The sequence below is a fragment of the Nonomuraea mesophila genome (assembly GCF_004352805.1).
Lineage (GTDB): Bacteria > Actinomycetota > Actinomycetes > Streptosporangiales > Streptosporangiaceae > Nonomuraea > Nonomuraea longispora.
Window position 1 is genome coordinate 1 of record NZ_SMLD01000169.1, and the last position, 19,969, is coordinate 19,969.

Consider the following 19,969-nt stretch of genomic DNA (forward strand, 5'->3'; position numbering starts at 1 on the left):
GGTCAGCCGGGGACGTGCGGCGGGGAGGTGGAGCGGGAACGGTGGGCGGCGACGCGTTCGCGGGTGGCGCAGCGGGCGCTGCAGTAGCGTCGCGGGCTGCCGCCCCCGAGGTCGAGGAACGGCCGCCCGCAGCCGCGTGCGGCGCACAACCCGCCGGGGATCCGCTGGTGGTCGGCGAGCAGGACCGCCAGTGCCATCGCCGAGGAGGCCAGGAACCACTCACCCCAGGGCGCGTCGTCGCTGCTGTCGACGTGCAGGTGCCAGGTCGTCGTGCCGGCGTGGGTGGTGAGCCTGGGCGTCCGGGCTCCGCCGGCGAGCAGCCGGTTGAGCAGGGCCGCCGCCTCGCCGGTGCTCGGCGCGCCCAGCACCTCGCGCAGCCGGGTGGCCGCGTCCCGCATCGCCGTCAGGTCGTGGTCGCTGAGATCGAGCTGCCCGATCTCCCCGTGCTCGCGCAGGATCCGCGACACCGACGCGATCGACGGCTGCTCGTGCAGCAGCGCCACGCACAGGTCGACGGCTCGCGCGGCCATCGCCTTGGTCGAGTGAACGGCCGGGTGAACGGTCGGGTGAGCCTCCACTCCAGCAGCGTAAGCCCGCCGGGCCTGAACCGTGCACGTGCGCGCGTAACGCCCGGGGCGCCCGGCGGCGTCAGAGGGGGCGGCGGCCGGCGAAGCCCAGCTCGGTGCGGTGATACCAGCCGAGCTCGCGTTCGCCCTCGATCCAGCACAGCCGCACGGACACGCCGTCGAGCTCGGAGGGGAAGTCGACGAGCACGGGCGCGATGCCCTTGACCTCGATGCCCTGCTCGCTCCATCCGCTGAGGATCTCCTCGATGCGGGCCTGCAGCCCCTTCAGCTCGGGCAGGCCGCCGAGCTCGGAGCGGCCCCGCGTACGCCGGTCGTGGTCGATCTCGGCCAGGTCGGCGCGGGCGGAGATCACGGCGCGCGCGTCCTCGATCACGCCGGGGAGCAGCGTACGGGCCTCGTCGAGGGTGAAGATCCGGTCCATGCGCCCACGCTAGCGGCTCGGCTCGAAGGCGTGGATGAGCAGCCGCTCGGCGTGGTCGAGATAGTCGTCGAGGTAGGCGGCGGCCGCGTCGGGCCTGCCGGACCCGATGAGTTCGAGCAGCGTGCGGTTGCGGTCGACGAACGGCTCGTGGAAGGCCCGCGGGTTCTCCATCACGTGGAAGACGAGACGCAGCTCGGCCAGCAGCTGGCGCATGGCCTCGTCGATCCTGGGGCTGCCGATGAGCGAGACGAGGGCCTGGTGGAAGCGGATGTTGGCGGTGCCGACGCCCTGCCAGTCGTCCTTGGCGGCGGCCCGCTCGGCGTCGCGCACGGCCTCGCCGATCGTCGCGAGCTCCGCGTCGTCGGGAGTGTGCCGGACCGCGGCGCCTTCGAGCACGCGGCGCACGCGGTAGAGGTCGGCGACGTCGGCGGACGACGGCAGCCGGACGAAGACGCCGCGGTTGAGCCGGTGGTCGAGCAGCCGCTCATGGCCGAGCAGCCGGAACGCCTCGCGCAGCGTGTTGCGTGACACGCCGAGCGCCTCGGAGATGGACTCCTCCGACAGGCGCTGGCCCGGCGGGAAGAAGCCTTCGCTGATGCGGTCGCGCAGGATGTCGGCCACCCGTTCCGCCGTGCTGCTGCGTCCCAGACGGGGCCGGTCCTGAGAGAGATCGGCAACCACGTTATCCACATTCGACAGGGAATCATGGAGCAAACCTCTTGTCGAATTGTTCAACGATCCTTACGTTGAATCTATCCCCCCTCGATTTTAGGGAGCGTTCGATGTCAGGCTCCACGCAACAGACCCGGCGGGTGATCCTCGCCAGCCTGATCGGCACGTCGCTGGAGTGGTACGACTTCTTCCTCTACACCACCGCGGCGACCCTGGTCTTCCCCCAGCTGTTCTTCCCCGACCTCGACCCCTTCAACGCCATCCTGGCCTCGCTGACGACCAACGCCGTGGCGTTCGTGGCCCGCCCGCTGGGCGGCATCGTCTTCGGCCACTTCGGCGACCGCGCGGGCCGCAAGACCGTCCTCGTGGTCACGCTGCTGGTGATGGGCGTCTCGACGTTCCTCATCGGCGTGCTGCCCGGGTACGCGAGCATCGGCGTGATCGCTCCGGTCCTGCTGGCGCTGCTCCGGTTCGTGCAGGGCCTGGGGCTCGGCGGCGAGTGGGGCGGCGCGGTCATCATGTCGCTGGAACACGGCGACGGCCGGCGGCGCGGCTTCAACGCCAGCTGGCCGCAGGTCGGCGTGCCCGCGGGCTACGTGCTGGCCACGGGCCTGCTGACGGTCATGTCCTTCACGATGTCCGACGCGGCGTTCCTGTCGTGGGGCTGGCGGGTGCCGTTCCTGCTGTCCGGCGCGCTGGTCTTCGTGGGGCTGTGGGTCCGGCTGAAGATCTCGGAGTCGCCGTTGTTCGCCGAGGTCGAGCAGCACGGCGCCAAGGCGAAGATGCCGCTGGTCGAGGTGCTGCGCACGCATCCGCGCGCCCTGCTGTCGGCCTTCACCGCCCGGATCGGGGTCGACGTCGCCTTCTACACCTTCACGGCGTACATCATCGTCTACATCACCGGGGAGCTGGCCCTGCCGCGCTCGTACGCGCTGAACGCGGTGCTGATCGCCTCGGCGCTGCAGCTCGCCCTGATCCCGGTGGCCGGCGCGATGTCCGACCGGTACGGCCGGCGGCCGGTCTACCTGGCCGGCGTGGTGGGCGCGGCGGTGTGGGTGTTCGTGTTCTTCCCGCTGCTCGACACCAAGTCCTTCCCGCTGATCGCGCTGGCGGCCATCGTGGCGCTGGTCACGCACGCCGCCATGTACGGCCCGCAGGCCGCGTTCATCGCCGAGTTGTTCAGCACCCGCCTGCGTTACAGCGGCGCGTCCATGGGCTACCAGGTGGCCGGCATCGTCGGCGGCTCGCTGGCCCCGGTCATCGCGCTCCAGTTGTTCCACACGTTCCAGACCACGCTGGCGGTGTCGGTGTACGTGGTCGTCGCCCTCGTGGTCACGGCCGTGGGCCTGGCCATCGCCCCGGAGACCCGCGACCTCGACCTCGCCGCCGATCCCGGCGTCCCCGCCAAGCCCCCGCTGCCGGGCCAGGTGGGCCCGTTCGCCTGACCTCTCCGAGAATGCCGCGAAAGCCGCGGGCGGCGGCTGCCGACGCCGCCCGCGCGAGAGGATCCCCATGAGAGTCGCCCTGGTGATCGACCCGGGCTCCGGGGCCACGCTGGGCGGCGACCTCCCGACCACCCGCGGTCGGTGGTCGTGCCGGCACGCTAGGCGGCGATCGTGGGCGCGGCCGTGCGCTCCTGCCGCCAGCGGCCCTTGAAGGCCGCCATGGAGAGCAGGAACACGACCTGCCCGGCGAGCGCCACGGTCAGCCACGTCTGCCAGCCACCGGCCTCGACGACGATCGGCGACACGACGAGCAGGACCACGATCATGACGCGGACGACCATGCCCCACAGGCCCAGGGCCGAGCCCTGCAGCCGGGACTCGACGTCCTCGGCGTTCTCGGAGAAGTTGGCCATCCACGGCACGTACGCGATGCCCATGAACAGCAGGATCAGCGCGTACACGACGGTCACGTGCGCGGTGGGGACCCCCGGCCCGATCAGGGCGATGAAATACGCCATCGCCCCGGCCGTCAGCACCGTTCCCACGGCGATGAACGGCTTGCGCAGCCGCATCCGGTCGGACATGCGGCCAACGACCACCACGGCCAGGGCGTTGACCACGATGCTCAGCGCCACGACGCGGTTGGCCACGGCCGCGTCCATGCCGAACGCGCCCGTCAGGATCGTCTGCCCGAAGATGGCGAACGTCCAGTAGAGGACCTGCCAGCCGGTGTTGCCGAGCACGTGCGCCCACAGGTGCGGATGTCTGAACAGCTCCCTGACCTTGCCGTGCTCGAGGATCTCCCCCACCTGTACGGCCTGCTCGTCCTCCAGCACCTGCGCCCGCAGCGCCGCCGACGGCTCGGCTATCTTCCAGGCGATGATCGCGCACATCGTCAGCGACACGACGCCCATGATGATCGCCTGGGACTGCCACGCGTTGCCGAACAGCGGCAGCGTGAAGCCCGCGATGAGCGCGGCCAGGAACGAGGCCCCGACCGGCCCCCACGTCCAGAACGCGAACGCCTGCGCCCGTCCCATCCGCGGCGAGAAGTCCCGCACCAGCGACGCGGTGATCGTGATGCCGGCGCCCTCGATGAACAGCATCAGGCACCGGATCCAGAACAGCCCGGCCACGGTGTCGACGGTGGCGAGCAGGAAATTGCACGCGGCCGTGACGGTCAGGGTCGGTACGAGGATCTTCACCCGACCCCACCGGTCGGACAGAATGCCGCCGAACCCGGCCGAGATCCCGCCCACCAGCACCGACAGCGCGGCGATCTGGCCGTAGACGGTGAGCGACATGCCCAGGTCGTCCATGAGGAGAGGCAGGATAGTGGCGATCGTGGTCTCGAAATTCACCACGAGGCTGGCCAGTACGGCTATCGCGAGCAGGAAGATCCTGCGGCGGCCGACGGGATAAACGCTCAGTTCGCGGACGTAGAACGGCTTCATTCCCATCCTCCGGGGGACGGACCTGGGACTGTCGCTCTAGAACGCGTTTCTAGTTACTCAAGGTTTTCCGTTTCGTACCGGCAAGTCAATCTTTTCGGTCATCACAAACCCATCTCGATCACTCTTAGCGAGCGGAGCGGTCCATCTGGTGGCCGGGGATGGCAGGTTGTGACGGAATCGCCATCGATTCACGGAACAGGCGGCGCAGAATGCGCATAAACTGCGCGCCTGTGAGCCTGCCTGTACGTGAACGTTCCCCCCGGCCGGGAGGCGGTCGCCACCGCCGTCCCGTGCCCACGTCCTTGCCGCCCGACGCTCCCCTGCTCGTGCTCGCCACCCCCGGCGAGATCACCGGAGTGGCCGAGGAGATCGCGGCGGTCGTACGCGTCGACCACCCGCAGATCGAGGTGCGGTTGAAGACCGTCACCGACCTGGCGGACTCGCTGCCCTCCGGCCGCGACGCCGTCGTCGTCCCGCTGCTCACCTGGGAAGACCCCGTCGTCATGGCGGAGATCGGCAAGGCCGTCGCGGCCTCGGGCTCGGGGGCCGTCGTGACCGACGCGCTCGGGCCGCACCCGCTGCTGGCCGAGGCGCTGCACATCCGGCTCGCCGAGCGCGGCCTGGCCAGGGCCGACCGCGTACGTCTGCTGAACGTCGGCAGCCCCACCGACGCCGTCATCCTCGGCACGGTGGGCGGCCAGCGGGCCGTGCAGGCCGTGCAGGCCACCGCGGTGCTCCTGGCCTCCAGGCTCACCCTGCCGGTCCTCGCCGCCTCGATGGACAGCGAGCCCGGGGTGGCCCTCGCCGCCCAGCAACTGCGCAAGGCCGGCGCCGAGCGCCTGGCGATCGCACCCTGCATGATCGGGCACGAGGCCCCTGAGGGCACCGTCGAGCAGGCGGCCGCGGCGATCGACGCGGGGCACGCGGAGCCGCTCGGCTCCCACAGCGCGATCGCCGAACTTGTCGCGCGAGCTTACGGAAGTCAACTCGCCACTTGACATGAACTTGTAGAGATCACGGAACTCGCGTTACCGTCTGCGCATGCGGGGTGTGCTGTGCGAAGGTGAACGGTTGGGCCTCCGTGACGTCACGGAGGCCGACGTCGCCGCCCTGCACGCCGTCTACGGCGACCCCACCGCGACGCAGCACATGCCCTTCCACCCGCGCGACCTGCCCGAGGTCGCCGCGCTGGTCCGGCAGGCCATGGAGGCCGCCTGCGCCGAGCCGCGCCGCCTCTACCTGCTGGCCGTGATCGACGCCGAGCACCACGACGTGATCGGCGTGGCCCGCCTGCGGATCGAGGCCGAGCACCCGCACAGCGCGGAGATCGGGTTCGGGCTGCATCCCGGCCAGTGGGGCCGGGGCATCGGCACCGACCTCGTACGCCTGCTGCTGAAGTTCGGCTTCAGGCAACTCGGGCTGCACCGCATCTGGGGCGCCCGCTCCCCCGCCAACCTGCCCGCGCAGCTCGCGATGCTGACGGCCGGCATGGTCGAGGAGGGCCGCATCCGCCACCACCTGCAAACGCCGCACGGCTGGCGCGACTCCATCATGCACTCGGCCCTCGACGACGAGTGGACCGAGCGCTCCTAGCCGCGGAGCTTGAGGCGCCACTCCTCCACGACCAGGGCGGCGACCTCGGCGGGAGAGCCCGCGGCGGCGTCCACGGTGTAGTCGGCGACCTCGGCGGCGTCGAGGATCGACGCCAATTCCCCGGCCCTTTCGAGGTGCCAGTCAAGTGAGCCGGGGTCGTGCGTGTGGCGTACGGCCAGCCTCCTGCGGACCTCTGGGAGCGCGGCGTGGATGCGGCAGACGGTGAGCGGCACGCCCAGCGCCTCCGCGTAGCCGGCGCGCTCGGCGCGGCTCTCGATGACTCCGGCCAGCACCAGCCTCTGCGCGCCCGCGGCCAGGAAGTTGGCCGCCACCGGGCGCAGGTTGGCCAGGGTCAGGGCGCCGTTGAAGGGATCGCCGGGCGGTGCGGGCCAGGCGCGGCGCAGCCAGTCGACGTCGATGACCGCGTTCGGCACGCCCGCGTCCGTCAGAACGTCGCCGGCGGCGTCGGCCACGGACGTCTTGCCCACGCCCACGGTCCCCGTGATCAGGAGAGCCTCTGCCATTTTCGTGACCTTACCGCCCATACCGGGCAGGCGGAGTGGCAGGAGCCGTGATTGTCGGTCGGGCGTCCTACGATGAGCCTCCTCACGGAGGGAAACTGCCATGCTCGACTCGCTGATCGTGCCCCTGTTCGTCACCACGGACCTGCCGCCGGAGGCGGACCTGGCCGGGTTCGGGGAGCTGCTCGCCGGGACGGCGCGCGTGCTCGGCCACGACGGCGCGGGCTACGCGGCGTTCCTGGCGGGCAGGGTGTTCTGGCTCGACCGGCCCGTGCTGCCGGGGCAGCGCCCCGCGGCCGACACGGAGCTGCGCTTCGCCGGCATGCTGGGCCACCTCGCCGCCTCCGGCGCCGGCCACAGCGCGCGTGACGTGGTCGGCGACATGCGCAGGGCGATCGGCAAGGCGGTGACCGAGCGCTACGGCGACGTGGGCGTCGCCCCGGCCGTGTTCGCGATCCGCGACCAGGACGTCCGGGAGCGCACCCCCGACGATGCCCTCGCCATCGACACCCCCGGCGCCGCGGCGGAGCTGGTGAGCGCGGCCCGGCCCTATCTCCGGCCGTCCCGGCTCTCCCGTGCGACGGTGATCGGAGATCCTGCGGCCGGAGCGGCCTGACGACGAGGGAGATTCGTCGGCGGGTGCGGCCTGGACGACGAGAAGGTCCGCGCGGGGCGGCGCCTGATGCCCTCCGCTCCGGTCGTGCCCGGTTCGGCGCGGGCCGGTGCTCAGCCGGGCAGGCCGACCAGCACGTACGACGCCCAGAGCTCCGGCTCGGCCGGGCCGTACAACTCGCGCAGCCCGAGCACGGCCGAGCGCAGGGCCCGCGCCGTGCCCTCGCCGTCTCCCCTCCTGGCGTAGAAGTCGCGCAGCAGGGCGAGAGTGATCTCGGGCGCCACCGGCCAGAGCGCCAGCAGCGCCGACCTGGCCCCCGCGTGCAGGAACGCGTGTCCCAGCGCGGCCACGTCCTCCGCGCCCCTGACCGACCCGTGGCTCTGCTCGTGGGCGGTGAGGACGACGAGCCGGGCGTCGACGTTCATCCGCATCAGCCGTCCGGCGGTGAGCAGGCCGTCGGCGAGCCGGACACCCGAGCCGAACGGGGCGCCCTGGCCGAAGACTCCGTGGCACGCCAGGTGCAGCACGTCCCACGCGCCGGGCAGCAGCTCAGCCGTGACCGACGGGCCGGTGCGCGGCCGGGTGCCGAGCAGAGCGGCGATCTCCTCTGCCTCAGCCTCCTGCGGGAACCCCAGCACCAGCGCGCTTCCCTGGTCCGCCTGGGGGCGCCGGGCCAGGCGCGCCAGGACGGCGGCGGACGGAGCGTAGGCGACGGGGAAACGTTCGATCAGCGTCCGGCCGTCCGGCGCGAGCGCGTGGAGCGGGATGCCGTGCAACTCGGCGTGCGGCAGGAGGTGCACGACGTCGAGGTCGTCGCCGAAGGCCTGGAGCACCTCCCCCAGCAGCAGATCGGCCAGCCGGCGCCAGAGGTCAGCGCGGCGCCGCCGGGCCTCGACCTCCAGCAGTCCGGGCCGCCTGCGCGCGGTGGCGAGGAAGTCGTTCAGGACGTCGCGGCCCGCCGCGGTCGGGAACACCCGGGGCGCGGCCCAGCCCGTGCGGTGGGCGAGCACGGTGACGCTGCCCTCGCCCACCGAGAACCCGAGCAGCCCGATGCCGCCTGAGGCCGCGGGTGAGCGGGGTGCGACGAGCGCGTCCAGCTCCGCCTGGAGCTCGCGTCGGCCCGGGTCGTCGTGCGGTGGAGGGTCGAGGTGGGCGGCCAGGGCGGCGGCCTTGGCGCGTTCGGTGATGGTCCAGGCGGTCAGGCCGCGGCGCAGCCGTACGGCGAGGTCGAGCGCCCGGTCGCGGGCGGGCGGGTGACCGAGCTCGAAGGCGCGTTCGGCGTCGGCCAGGGCGGCGGGCAGGTCGCCGAGCGCCTCCGCGGCCAGGGAGCGGTGGTGGCAGGCGAGGCCCAGTTCCAGGTCGTGCCCGAGGTCGGTCAGCAGGTCGACGGCCGTGGACAACCGGCGGCGGGCACGGGCGTACGAGCCGGTCGTGAGGTCGTGGACGCCCAGGCGGCTCATGGCGAGCGCCGCGCCGGGACGGTGGCCGAGCTCCTCCGCCAGGTCCAGCGCCTCCTCCAGCAGCATCACCGCCCGCGCCGAGCCCTCCAGGCGGGCCAGGGTGATCAGGGCGCGCACCAGACCGTGCCCCCTGCCACGGGCGCGTTCGAGCGCCAGGGAACGCTCGGCGAGCGGCTTGGCCTCGCCGGGCTCCCCGCGCAGCAGGTGGACCTGGGCGAGGTCACCGTAGGCGTCCGCGAGGCCGCTCCCGCCGCCCAGTTCCTCGCTGATGGCGAGGGACTGCCGGTATCGGGCACCCGCCTCGTCCAGTTCGCCGAGCCTGAGGTGGAGGGCGGCCCGTCCGGCGAGGAGCGGGGCGCGCAGGGCTCGCCATACCGGGGCCTCGACCAGGGCAAGACCCTCGTCGAACGCGGCCGCGGCCTCCTGCCAGCGGGCCTGGGCGGTGAGCGTACGGCCGAGCAGGTCGAGGGCCCGGACCAGCTCGGCCGGGAGCGCTGAACCCGTAGCCCTGGCCAGGTCGGCGGCGTGGGCGAGGTGCCGGACGGCCTCGTCCGCGCGCCCGAGGTCGCCTGCCGCCGCTCCCAGGTTCCTCAGGTGCTCGGCGCGGCGGCCGTCGCGTAGCCGGCGACCGCTTTCGGCGTGCTCGTAGGCGGCCATCGGGTCTCCCAGGGTGCGGCAGAGCGCGGAGAGCCTGGCCAGCAGGTAAGAGCGCTCCTCGGCGGTGGGCGGCGAGGCGGCGAGTGCCTCTTCGGCGAGGGTGCGGGCCGTACGCAGGTCACCCGCCGCCTCCGCCTCCTCGACGCGCAGCCAGAGCTCCAGCCGCTCCGCCCCGCCGTCCGGGGTGCCGTCCGGGGTGCCGCCCGCCCGCAGAGTGGTGACCGCCTGGGTGAGGGTGGTACGGCCGCGGGTCACGTCGCCGAGGGTCAGCTGGATGGAGGCCAGCCGCGACAGGAGCTCGGCGTCCAGCTCCCCCGCCATCGGCGCGATCACCTCGAACGGCGCCCCCACCACGTCCCCGGCCGTCTCCAGCTCCGCGAGGCCGCTTTCGAGCGCGGCCCTGGCGCGGCGGAACTCGCCCTGTCGTTCCAGCGCGAAGCCGAGCCTGACGGAGGCGAGGGCCGCCAGCCGGTCCTGGCCGCTGTCGCGGTAGCCGGCCATGGCCTGTTCCAGCGCCGTCGCCTGTGCGGCCACGTCACCGGTGCGCGCGGCCAGCGCCGCCATCCGGTCGCGTACGACGGCCTCCTTGAGCGGGTCGCCCGCGGCCGGCCCTAGCGCCGAGCGCAGGTGCTCGCCCGCCTCGCGCAGCTCGCCGAGCCGTACGTCCAGGGCGGCCCTGCCCAGGGTGGCGGCCAGGAGCGCCTCGGAGTCGTCGGCGACGGCGGCCAGTTCCATGGCCCGGTCGAGGTCCGCCGAGGCGTCCTCGGTGCGGTCGAGCTCGGTCAGGCAGGCGGCCCGCATGGTGAGGGCCGTCGCCTCCTTGGCGGGGGCACGCAGCCGGGCGAAGGCCTCCGCCGCGGCCCCGAAGGCCTCCAGCGCCCGCCCGGGTTCGCCCTCCGCGTACGCGAGCGCGCCCAGGTTGTACCTGACGGAGCCGGCCCCGTCGTCGTGGCCGGCGGCTTCGTAGTCGCGTTCGGCCAGCTCGTAGGCGAAACGTGCGCCGTCGGCGTCGCCGCGTTCACGGCGGCGGCGCGCGATGCGGTACCACTCGTCGGCGGGCGCGCGACGCCGTCCCCTCCGCCGTACGATCTCCACCAGCCGGGTCTCACAGGCCGCCGCCTGCGCCCGGTGACCGCGGGCGGCCAGCATGACGGCGTGCGCGTCCAGCGTCCCGCGGGCTTCCTCCCACGCTCCTGCCGCCTCCAGCTCGATGGCGCAGGCGGTGATGCGTTCGCCGGCCGCCGTGAGGTCGTCCTGGTCCACGGCCGCCCTGGCGGCTGGCATCAGGGCCATGGCCGCCCGCTCGGTCTCGCCCAGCTCCAGGTACAGCTCGCGGGCCCTGGCCGTACGGGCCACGGCCGCCGCGGGGTTCCCGGCGGCCAGGTGGGCCTCGGCCGCGCGCTCCTGGTGGGAGGCCTCCTCGGCGGCCAGCCCGGCCTCCTCGCACAGGGCGACGGCGCGCAGGTGCTCCTCGACGGCGCGCGCGGGATCGCCGCGCCGCAGGTGAACGGCTGCCTTGTGGCCGAGCTGCTGCGCCTCGGAGCGCGGCTCGCCCAGCTCGCCGTAGAGCACGGCCGAGCGTTCGTACGCCTCCAGCGCCCGGTCGAGCCGGCCGGCGTCCTGCTCGCCCGCTCCCTGCCTGGACAGCGCGTACGCCATCCGCGCGCGCGACCCGGCCTGGTCGAACGCCGCGCAGGCCCGGCCCAGAACGTCGCCGGCGATGCGCGGACGGCCGAGTTCGGAGAGCCGCGACGCCACCTGGAGCAGGTGCTCGCCGCGCTCCTCCGGCGCTCGCTCCCGCCGTTCGGCCAGCCGCAGGAGCTTTCCCGCCAGTTCCTCGTCCGGCGAGCGCAAAGCCAGCTCGGTGGCGGCCTGCGCCAGCCGCTCGTCCACGGGAACGGGGTCCTGCTGCTCGATCAGGTCGTCCAGCAGGTCCCCGAGCCGCGCGGGCGGCCCGCCGGCGTCGGCGGGGGTGGCGAGGATCAGGGCCTCGCTCAGGTCGTCCGTGTCGCCGCGTACGGAGAAGCGGGCCAGCAGCGCCTCGCCCAGGGCGTGCTGGGCGGGCGCCGGGTCACGGGCGCCCTTCATGGCGAGTTCGAGGGCCTGGCGGGCGGACTCCACGGCGTCGTCCAGGTCCTGCGGCCGTCCCGCCCGCGTGGCACGCCAGCGCAGCACCTCGGACATCAGCCCGTACGCCTGCGCCCGCAACGCCGGCCGGTCGCCGGCCGCGAGGGCCTCGCGCAGCGTGGCGACGGCCTCGTCGGCGCTCCCGGCGGTGAGCCGCAGCGTCAGCGCGCGGCCGAGCAGCACCAGCACCTCGGCCCTGGCCGCGTCGTACCGGTCCTGCGCGGCGAGCGCGGCGTGGGCCGCCGCCACCGCCTCGGCCGGCTCGCCATCGGTGGCGACGGCGTGCTTGAGCAGCGCGTTCGCCAGGGCGGCGAGCACCCGTGCACGCTCGGGATGTCCGGCGGGGGCGAGCGCGGCCGCCTCACGTGCCGCCTCGACGGCGGCGTTCAGGTCGGCGAGGTCTCCGGTGACGGCGTAGCGTCTCCGGCGGCGCTCGCCCAGCAGACCGAGCCGCGCGACGGGGTCCTCGCCGAGCCCCCGGATCGTCTCGCCGGGCATCACGCGCATCGCCTCCAGCATCTCCATGCCGGCTTCGAGCGACCGTTCGTCCCCCGTGACCACGTACCACTCCACCAGCCCGCTCGCGTAAGGGGCCAGCACCCCGGACGTGGCCCACGGCTCGTGCCAGAAGTCCAGCGCGCACTGCCCCGCCCTGATGAAGGCCAGCAGGTCGCCGTCCGCCAGCGACCGGTCGGCGCGCTCACGGGTGAGCTCGACGAGCGCGCGCAGCGACTGGGACCTGCTCTGGCTGGCCGCGGGGCTCTGCGCCGCCCTCAGGTAGGCCCTGACCAGGTCCTCGTCACCGGGCGCCGCGCGGCTGAGCGCATCCGCCAGCTCGCCCAGGTGCGCGGCGGGATCGGCGAGGGCCGCGCGGAACAGCAGGTGCACGGCGTCGTCGGCGGCCTCGGGCGAGCCCGTCTGCTCGTGCAGCCGCACCAGTCCGCCGCCCAGCACGGCCAGCGCGCCGGGCGCCCACGCGGGACCGGTCTCCCGCGAACGCTCATCCGCCGGGGCCGCCCGCGCGGGCACGTCCGCCCGCACACCGCCACCCGTCCCGGAAGGGCCGCCTGGTTCCGGCGGACCGGCCACGCCGACCTGGTCCCCGGGTTGGGGCGGGCCGGCCGGGTCCCCAGGTCCGGGCAAGCCGTCCGGATGGCCGGGTCCGGGCGGGCCGGACGGACCGCCGGGTTCGGACGGGCCGGACGGGTCGCCCGTCGCCGCGGAGCCGGGCGACCTCTCTGGGGCGTTCGAGCCGAGTAGGTCATCAGGGGCGGGCGGGCGTACGGACTCCTGCAGGAGCACTTCGCCCAGCCGCTCGGCGACCTCGTCCGCCCCCGGACGTGTCACCGCGTGCCGGACCAGGGCCTGGATCAGCAGCCCCACGTGCGGGTACGCGCCCGGATCCACCATGCGGAAGATCTCCTCGACGAGCCCGGCCCAGCCGGCGGCGGAGTCGCCGGCCGGCAGGCGGGAGCCGCGCAGCCGTTCGGGCAGCCGCCCAGGGTCGAGCAGCGCCACGGCGGCGAAGAACGCGCCCGCGACCGCGGCGTCCTGGGTGATCCGCTGGTCGAGCCGGTAGCGGGCCAGGTGCAGCATGCCGATCAGGCGCCATGCGGCGGCGTCGGAGCGGTCGCCGGCACACGCCCGCATCGCCTCCTCTGCCTCGGACAGGGCCGCCGGATCCCAGATCAGGTCGGGATCGGCGGCCTGCTCGAAGCGTTCGATGCGGGCGGCCAGTGCCTCGGCCGGGTCGGTCATGGCCAAAGGCTCTCACCAGCGTGCGCCCGCGTACAGAAGTGCTGATCACGGTGTCGGCTCGATCCGGCAGACGCCGCGCATCGGCAGGTCGGACGTCCATGTGACCGGCCCGTCGTCTGTGCCCTGCACAAACGCAGCGTGCCGGCGTCGCCAACTTCTGGTACGGACCCCGGCACGTAACGGTGAGGTCACGCCGGTCGGGGGTAGTCACGGTGCATGCTCTACGGCAAAGAACATGTCCAGCGTTATCAGGAAACCGACGGCGCCGAAGGACACGACTGGAACAACACCACGGTGCTCCTCCTCACCACGAAAGGCCGCAAGTCGGGCCGGCCGTACACGACGCCGCTCATCTACCAGGGCCACGGCGACGACTACGTGATCGTGGCCTCCAAGGGCGGCGACCCCGACCATCCGGAGTGGTACAAGAACCTCGTCGCCAACCCGGACGTCGACGTGCAGGTGAAGGATCAGCGGTTCAAGGCCCGAGCCCGCACGGCGACCCCTGAGGAGAAGCCGGAGCTCTGGCGGCTGATGACGGCCACCTGGCCGGACTACGACAACTACCAGCGCCAGACCGATCGCGAGATCCCGGTCGTCGTCCTCGAACGCATCGACTGACGAGCGCTATTCGACCACCACGAACCCCACGTAGCCGTTGCTCCATCCCGCGTACCACTGGTACGTCTCGGAGACGGTCAACCCTCGCATGGTCATCGTCGCTGCGGCCGATCCGGGCCCGAACGATTCACACCCGAACCATCCAGACCGTGACGATCCGACACCGGACGATCCACGCCGGCACGATCCGGCACCGGCCGATCCGGAGGCGATGTCGAGCGATCTGCGCCGGCACGTGCCGACGTCGAGCGATCAGGGGCGGGACGGTCAGGAGCGGATCGGTCAGGGGCGGCTGTGGTTTCCGTGCGATGGGCTGCCTGGGTCGGCTCCGGCGGCGCGGTCCTGTCGGCCGGAGCTCGGACTGCCGCGCGGGCGGCTCGTGGTCTCGCGTCCCACCCGTTCGACGAAGCGCCGCAGCGCCGCGCCGTCCCAGTCGCCGCGCTCGGCGCCGGCGGCCGCCCCTCCCGCGAGGCTCCCGTCCCCGCGCACCCCGCCGTTGATCCGGTGGAAGGCACGTGCCAGATCGTCGGCCAGCCGGAACAGCGCGGCCTCGTCCCCCTCGGGCCAGTCCATGCCGACGACCCAGCCGATCCAGGGCCGTAACTGCTCGGGAATGGGAACGCCGTCCAACCACACCGGCGATCAGCCCTGCTCACGCTCCCGCGGCTGACCCGCCGCGGCCTCGTAGGTCGCCGCGGTGCTCCTCAGCCCTGTGTCCAGGCCGTCGAGCTCCTCGATGTACGCGTCGAACGCGGCTAAAAGCTGCTCCTTCAGCTGGGGAAAGTGTTTCTCCAGCTCGGCTCCGTACTGGTCGTGCCCCATCGGCCGTCCCGCCGTCGCGAAGGCCTCCCGCACGTCATCGCGAACCTCCTCGGCGAAGGCCGCCTCGTCCGCGGCCTGCCCGCCTCGCTGTCGCCGGATCCTCTCCCATTCCGCGCGGTAGCCCTCCCGTTCGCGTTTACGGCTACGGCTTGCGGGGGCTCGGGAAGAAGCTCTCCAAGCCCGCCCCGGCACCGAAGACGTCGTCGTACGCGATGCCTTCCGGCATCATGGGCTCCACCAGCTCCTGCGTCTTGGCCGATACCTCACGCGTCGCGGCCCGGATCTGGCCCATGATCGCGTCGGCGAGCTCGGTCGGTGACAGCTTGCGATAAACGCGGGGATTCAGGGCGAGCGAACGCACCTGCCCGCGCGCGTCCACGGTCACGGTCACCATCCCGTCCGCGGACCTGGCGGTGTGGCTGAGCTCGTTGAGTTGCTCGTACACCTCACGCGGCCGGCTCGCAGAACGGCCGAAGTCTGCCGTCGCTTCTCTCAACGCGGCGTCAATATCTTCCTGCACCAAGGCCCCACACGTGACAACTACTGGACCAAGGTACTGGAAGTGCTACAAAAACGAGAGAAACTCACCTGAGCAAGGACGTGTAGAGGTCGCGGGTGCGGTGGGCGATGCGTGACCAGGAGAAGTGGCCGACCGCGCGGGCGCGGCCGGCCCGGCCCATCTCCTCGGCGCGAGCAGGGGCGCCGAGCAGGGTGTTGACACGTTCGGCCAGGTCGGCGGCGAAGCGTTCCGGGTCGTGCGGCGTGCCGTCGCCGCTCTGGGAGATGGGCACCAGCAGCCCCGTCTCGCCGTCGGCCACCACCTCGGGAATGCCGCCCGTCGCCGTCGCCACCACCGCCGTCTCGCAGGCCATCGCCTCCAGGTTGACGATCCCCATCGGCTCGTAGACCGACGGGCACACGAACACCCTCGCGTGCGTCAGCAGCTGGATCACCTCGGGCTTGGGCAGCATCTCCTGGATCCAGAAGACGCCGTCGCGGCCGAGGCCGCGCACCAGCGCGGTCACCTCCGCGGCGATCTCCGGCGTGTCGGGCGCCCCCGCGCAGAGCACGAGCTGGGCGCCGGGGTCGAACGAGCGCGCCGCGTGCAGGAGGTGGACCAGGCCCTTCTGGCGGGTGATGCGGCCGACGAACACGACGTAGGGCCTGGCGGGGTCGACGCCGTGCTTCTTCAGCACGTCGAGGCCGGGGTCGGGGGCGTATTCCGCGGTGTCGATGCCGTTGTGCACGACGGTGACCCTGCCGGGCGGGATCGCGGGGTAGGCGGCCAGGACGTCACGTCGCATGCCCTCCGACACCGCTATCACCGCGTCGGCGGACTCCAGGGCGGTGCGCTCCGCCCACGACGAGATCGTGTAGCCGCCGCCGAGCTGCTCGGCCTTCCACGGCCGCAGCGGTTCGAGGCTGTGCGTGGTGACCACGTGCGGGATGCCGTGCAGCATCTTCGCGACATGCCCGGCGAAGTTGGCGTACCAAGTGTGCGAGTGAACGACGTCCGCGCCCTCGCAGGCGGCGGTCATCTCCAGGTCGACGCCGAGCACCTGCAGCGCGGCGTTGGCGCCTTCGAGCCCGCCCGGCACGCGGTAGGCCGACACCCCCGCCTCGGCGCGTTCGGCCCCGAAGCAGCGCACCCGCACGTCGGCCAGTTCCCGCAGCTCCCTGGCCAGGTATTCCATGTGCACACCGGCTCCGCCGTACACCTCCGGCGGGTATTCACGGCTGAGCAGATCAACACGCATGACACGACTTTATGGCGGCCCACGTGCAGCGGACCACCACAAAGGAGCGAGTGTCGCACCGTTGGGCGCTCCCGCCGGCCCGCGACACGTCGGCGAACCCGCGACCGGGGCGTGCCCGCGGGCACATTGATCCGCAAATCCGGACACGCGCGAATGCCACCGTGCGGGCTTTCGTCGATAGATCGGCCATTTGAGGGTAGCGTCCAGAACATGAGGTCCCGGAAGGTGCTTGCGGTCGTGCTGGCAGGTGGAGAGGGCAAGAGGCTCATGCCGCTCACGGCGGATCGAGCCAAACCGGCCGTGCCGTTCGGGGGGATGTATCGGCTCATCGACTTCGTGCTGTCCAACCTGGCCAACGGCGGCTTCCTGAAGATCGTCGTGCTCACGCAGTACAAGAACCACAGCCTCGACCGGCACGTGTCGCGCACCTGGCGGCTCACGGCGATGCTGGGCAACTACGTCACCCCCGTGCCGGCGCAGCAGCGGCTCGGCCCGCGCTGGTTCTCGGGTTCGGCGGACGCCCTGTTCCAGAACCTGAACCTGATCTACGACGAGATGCCCGAGCACGTGATCGTGTTCGGGGCCGACCACATCTACCGGATGGATCCGCAGCAGATGGTCGAGCAGCACGAGGACTCCGGCGCCGACGTCACCGTCGCGGCGATCCGGCAGCCGCTGTCGCTGGCCGACCAGTTCGGCGTGATCGAGACCGACCCCGAGGGCCGCCGGATCGTCGCCTTCAGGGAGAAGCCGAAGGACGCGGTGGGGCTGGCCGACTCCCCCGACGAGGTGTTCGCGTCGATGGGCAACTACGTGTTCAAGACGCAGTCGATGATCGACGCGCTGCGCGAGGACGCGCTCGACCCCACGAGCAAGCATGACCTGGGCGGAAACATCATCCCGATGCTGGTCAAGTCGGGTGGCGCCGACGTGTACGACTTCGCGCACAACATCGTCCCCGGCTCCAGCGAACGCGACCGCGGCTACTGGCGCGACGTGGGGACGCTCGACGCCTACTACGACGCCCACATGGACCTCATCTCGGCCCACCCGGTGTTCAACCTCTACAACGACAAGTGGCCGATCTTCACCGGGCACGACCCGCTGCCGCCCGCCAAGTTCGTGCACAACGACGGTGACCGGGTGGGGCGGGCGATCGACTCGCTCGTCTCCCCCGGCGTGATCGTCTCCGGGGGTACGGCGATCCGGTCGGTCCTGTCGCCCCAAGTGGTGCTCCACTCACACTCGCTGGTGGAGGACTCCGTGCTGATGGAGAACGTCAAGATCGGCAGGGGCGCGGTGGTGCGCAAAGCGATCATCGACAAGAACGTGGTGATCCCCGACGGCGCACGGATCGGTTTCGACCTGGAGTACGACCGCACCAGGTTCGCGCTGACGCGGGGCGGGGTCGTGGTCATCGGGAAGAACGAGATCGTCGACCGGTAGGGACCCCGGCGGCGGTACCAGCGGCACTCACGCGAACCTCCGCGGAGGTGTTCGCGCACATGTTCGCGGCTTTCGCGAGCCTTCGCGGAGGTGTTCGCGCACGTGTTCCGGGAGGGCGACCGGCCCGGCGCCGGAGCGCCGGGCGCCAATGTCACAGGGTTCCGTGTCACAGGGGCGGGTGACACAAGGGCGAGCGTCACAGGGGCGAGACGTGAACGGGGCCGGGCGACAGGGGTCGCCGATCGGTGGGGAGCCCGGGAGGCCGGGGGAACGGTCCCGGGCCACGCAACGGTGTCCCGGGACCGTACGAAACGGGCCCGAACAGGATCGGACCGTCCTTCTCAGCGCCGGCCTGGCCAGATCGTCCGCCTAGCGCTGGCCGTACCAGGGTGCGGGCCAGCCGTAGGGGTATCCCCAGGGGCGGTAGCCGTAGTGCGGCCAGCCCCAGTGGTGGTGGTGCGGGCGGTAGCCGTGGTGGTGGCGGTCACCGTAGTGCTTGCGGTCCCAGCCGTCACCGTCGTGCTCACGGTCCCAGTCGCCCCGGGCGTACCTGTCGTCCTCCACGGCCTCCATGTCGGTGGTGTCGTGCTCCTCGGCGTGCTCGGCGTCCTCCGACTGCCAAGCCTCATGAGCGTGCTCGCCCTCCTCGGCGTAACGACCCTCCTCCGACTCGGCAACCTCCTCGGAGTGCCAGCCCTCTTCGGACTCCGCAGCCTCCTCGGACTGCCAAGCCTCATGAGCGTGCTCGCCCTCCTCGGCGTAACGACCCTCCTCGGAGTAACGGCCGTCCTCGTACTCAGCGGCTTCCTCCGAGGTCTCCGCGTCCTCAGACTCATAGGCTTCCTCGGAGCCCTCGGCGTCCTCAGACTCGTAGGCCTCCTCGGACTCGACGGCCTCCTCCGAGGTCTCGGCCTCCTCCGACTCGTAGGCCTCCTCGACGGCCTCGGCCTCTTCGGACGCCTCCGCCTCCGCGGCCTCCGCAGCCTCCGCGCTCTCGGCGGCTTCCGCGTTCTCCGCGGTACGGGCCGTCGCGTCGCCGTAACGGTACGCCTTGCGCTCGCGGCGGTCGGTGCAGGCGTCGCGGTCGCGGCGGGAAGCGTAGACGCCCCAGCGGTCGATGCGAAGGGTGTGGGTGGCGTCGGACACGCTCAGGCCGCAGGTGACCTCTTCTTCGGCGTGGGCCGGCGCGGCTGTGACGACGAGTGCGGCGGCGGTGGCGAGAGCGCCACCTGTGGCTATGAGCTTACTTCTCACGTTCTCCCCCTGATATCACGATGTGACAAGGCTCAATCACTCTATGTAGTCATTCTCGTAACGTGGTGTAACGCCACGCGAGGAACGACTCACCGCTTTGCCGGATGTCTTGGGACAAGATCGCGCTTATGTCACGCGCGTACCGCGGGACGTCCTACCCGTGCCGCCAGAGCGCGGCCCTGGTGAGGTCGCCGTCCCCGGGGACCGAGCCGGCGGCGTAGATCTCCCGGGTGCCGGGGCGCCACGCCAGCGCCGCGACGACGCCGTCCACCTCGGCGGACGTCCAGCGGCCCGCCACCTGGTGCAGCAGGCGCGAGCCGGTCGCGTCGAGCACCCACATGCCGCCGGCGCCGTCCGGTTCCGCCTGGGTGAACGTGGTGCCGAGCCGGCCCCACCGGCAGCGCCACGCTCCGCCGTCCCAGTGCAGCGCCACCGGGCGTGACCGCTCCAGCGGCTCCCCCTCCTCGTCGTACCTCCCCGGAACCAGCCACGACACTCCACCGACCGCCCACACGTCGCCGGGCCCGAGCACGGCCACGTCGGCGAGCCGGACCCGGGGCGAGGAGGCGTCGTGCGGGAAGCCGAGCTCCGGTACGCCGATCGCCTGCCAGGCGGAGCCGTTCCAGCGAGCGGCGGCCGGCCCACCCGGGACGGGCGGCCCGCTCACCGTCCACACGTTCGCGCCCTCTCCCCCTAGGGCTCCCGCACTGGACGGCATCCGGTACGCCGCCCAGCCCGAACCGTCCCACCGCATCCCCACC

17 protein-coding genes and 1 pseudogene are annotated in these 19,969 nt (G+C 72.4%); 6 read left to right on the forward strand and 12 right to left on the reverse strand.

Annotated features, from left to right (window positions below; translation table 11 throughout):
* Positions 1-2: 2 nt before the first annotated feature.
* The 3 genes from E1295_RS39210 to E1295_RS39220 form a co-directional block, all read right to left on the reverse strand.
* Positions 3-578, reverse strand: coding sequence for a CGNR zinc finger domain-containing protein (locus tag E1295_RS39210; RefSeq protein ID WP_246080886.1), 576 nt, complete (start codon positions 576-578; stop codon positions 3-5).
* A gap of 70 nt (positions 579-648) precedes the next feature.
* Positions 649-1,008 carry a DUF2203 domain-containing protein gene (locus E1295_RS39215; protein WP_132638875.1) on the reverse strand — a complete coding sequence of 120 codons (360 nt, stop codon included), beginning with the start codon at positions 1,006-1,008 and terminating at the stop codon, positions 649-651.
* A gap of 9 nt (positions 1,009-1,017) precedes the next feature.
* Positions 1,018-1,689, reverse strand: a complete 672-nt coding sequence (locus tag E1295_RS39220) for a GntR family transcriptional regulator (RefSeq protein WP_246080888.1) — start codon at positions 1,687-1,689, stop codon at positions 1,018-1,020.
* A gap of 101 nt (positions 1,690-1,790) precedes the next feature.
* Here E1295_RS39220 and E1295_RS39225 point away from each other — a divergent pair, with 101 nt between their 5' ends.
* Entirely contained in the window at positions 1,791-3,125 is a 1,335-nt protein-coding gene (locus E1295_RS39225; protein ID WP_166427639.1) for an MFS transporter, read from the forward strand.
* 158 nt (positions 3,126-3,283) lie between these two features.
* Here E1295_RS39225 and E1295_RS39230 read toward each other — a convergent pair whose 3' ends face one another.
* Positions 3,284-4,579: an MFS transporter gene (locus tag E1295_RS39230; protein WP_166427640.1), complete on the reverse strand. Its 1,296-nt coding sequence runs from the start codon at positions 4,577-4,579 to the stop codon at positions 3,284-3,286.
* 290 nt (positions 4,580-4,869) lie between these two features.
* On the opposite strand from E1295_RS39230, the gene E1295_RS39235 reads away from it, so the two are divergent.
* On the forward strand, positions 4,870-5,577 hold the full coding sequence (locus E1295_RS39235) for a sirohydrochlorin chelatase (RefSeq protein ID WP_246080890.1): 708 nt from the start codon (positions 4,870-4,872) through the stop codon (positions 5,575-5,577).
* Between the two features lie 73 nt (positions 5,578-5,650).
* The gene (locus E1295_RS39240) at positions 5,651-6,172 is read left to right on the forward strand and encodes a GNAT family N-acetyltransferase (protein WP_246080891.1); all 522 of its coding nucleotides are present in this window, start codon (positions 5,651-5,653) and stop codon (positions 6,170-6,172) included.
* Here the strand turns inward: E1295_RS39240 and E1295_RS39245 are convergent.
* Positions 6,169-6,696, reverse strand: a complete 528-nt coding sequence (locus E1295_RS39245) for a P-loop NTPase family protein (protein WP_132638893.1) — start codon at positions 6,694-6,696, stop codon at positions 6,169-6,171. The genes E1295_RS39240 and E1295_RS39245 overlap by 4 nt on opposite strands.
* Before the next feature lie 100 nt (positions 6,697-6,796).
* Here E1295_RS39245 and E1295_RS39250 point away from each other — a divergent pair, with 100 nt between their 5' ends.
* Positions 6,797-7,309 (forward strand): hypothetical protein, encoded by a 513-nt coding sequence (locus E1295_RS39250; RefSeq protein ID WP_132638895.1) that lies wholly within the window; start codon positions 6,797-6,799, stop codon positions 7,307-7,309.
* 110 nt (positions 7,310-7,419) lie between these two features.
* On the opposite strand, the gene E1295_RS39255 is transcribed toward E1295_RS39250, so the two are convergent.
* Positions 7,420-13,308, reverse strand: a complete 5,889-nt coding sequence (locus E1295_RS39255) for a CHAT domain-containing protein (RefSeq protein WP_132638897.1) — start codon at positions 13,306-13,308, stop codon at positions 7,420-7,422.
* Between the two features lie 216 nt (positions 13,309-13,524).
* Between E1295_RS39255 and E1295_RS39260 the strand changes: the two genes are divergently transcribed.
* Positions 13,525-13,929 carry a nitroreductase family deazaflavin-dependent oxidoreductase gene (locus tag E1295_RS39260; protein ID WP_132638899.1) on the forward strand — a complete coding sequence of 135 codons (405 nt, stop codon included), beginning with the start codon at positions 13,525-13,527 and terminating at the stop codon, positions 13,927-13,929.
* Between the two features lie 282 nt (positions 13,930-14,211).
* Here E1295_RS39260 and E1295_RS39265 read toward each other — a convergent pair whose 3' ends face one another.
* The 4 genes from E1295_RS39265 to glgA form a co-directional block, all read right to left on the reverse strand.
* Positions 14,212-14,559, reverse strand: a complete 348-nt coding sequence (locus tag E1295_RS39265) for a hypothetical protein (protein WP_132638901.1) — start codon at positions 14,557-14,559, stop codon at positions 14,212-14,214.
* A 12-nt stretch (positions 14,560-14,571) separates the two neighbouring features.
* On the reverse strand, positions 14,572-14,784 hold the full coding sequence (locus E1295_RS39270; protein ID WP_132638903.1) for a hypothetical protein: 213 nt from the start codon (positions 14,782-14,784) through the stop codon (positions 14,572-14,574).
* 109 nt (positions 14,785-14,893) lie between these two features.
* Positions 14,894-15,271 carry a YbaB/EbfC family nucleoid-associated protein gene (locus E1295_RS39275; protein WP_132638919.1) on the reverse strand — a complete coding sequence of 126 codons (378 nt, stop codon included), beginning with the start codon at positions 15,269-15,271 and terminating at the stop codon, positions 14,894-14,896.
* 64 nt (positions 15,272-15,335) lie between these two features.
* A complete protein-coding gene (glgA, locus tag E1295_RS39280) occupies positions 15,336-16,508 on the reverse strand; it encodes a glycogen synthase (RefSeq protein WP_132638905.1) in 1,173 nt (390 codons plus the stop codon).
* A 210-nt stretch (positions 16,509-16,718) separates the two neighbouring features.
* On the opposite strand from glgA, the gene glgC reads away from it, so the two are divergent.
* Positions 16,719-17,954 (forward strand): glucose-1-phosphate adenylyltransferase, encoded by a 1,236-nt coding sequence (glgC, locus tag E1295_RS39285; protein ID WP_132638907.1) that lies wholly within the window; start codon positions 16,719-16,721, stop codon positions 17,952-17,954.
* A gap of 369 nt (positions 17,955-18,323) precedes the next feature.
* On the opposite strand, the gene E1295_RS39290 is transcribed toward glgC, so the two are convergent.
* Together E1295_RS39290 and E1295_RS39295 are read right to left on the reverse strand one after the other, a co-directional pair.
* Positions 18,324-19,208, reverse strand: coding sequence for a hypothetical protein (locus tag E1295_RS39290; protein WP_132638909.1), 885 nt, complete (start codon positions 19,206-19,208; stop codon positions 18,324-18,326).
* Positions 19,209-19,362: 154 nt separating this feature from the next.
* Positions 19,363-19,969 (reverse strand): annotated as a pseudogene (locus tag E1295_RS39295) (hypothetical protein); the annotation flags it as partial.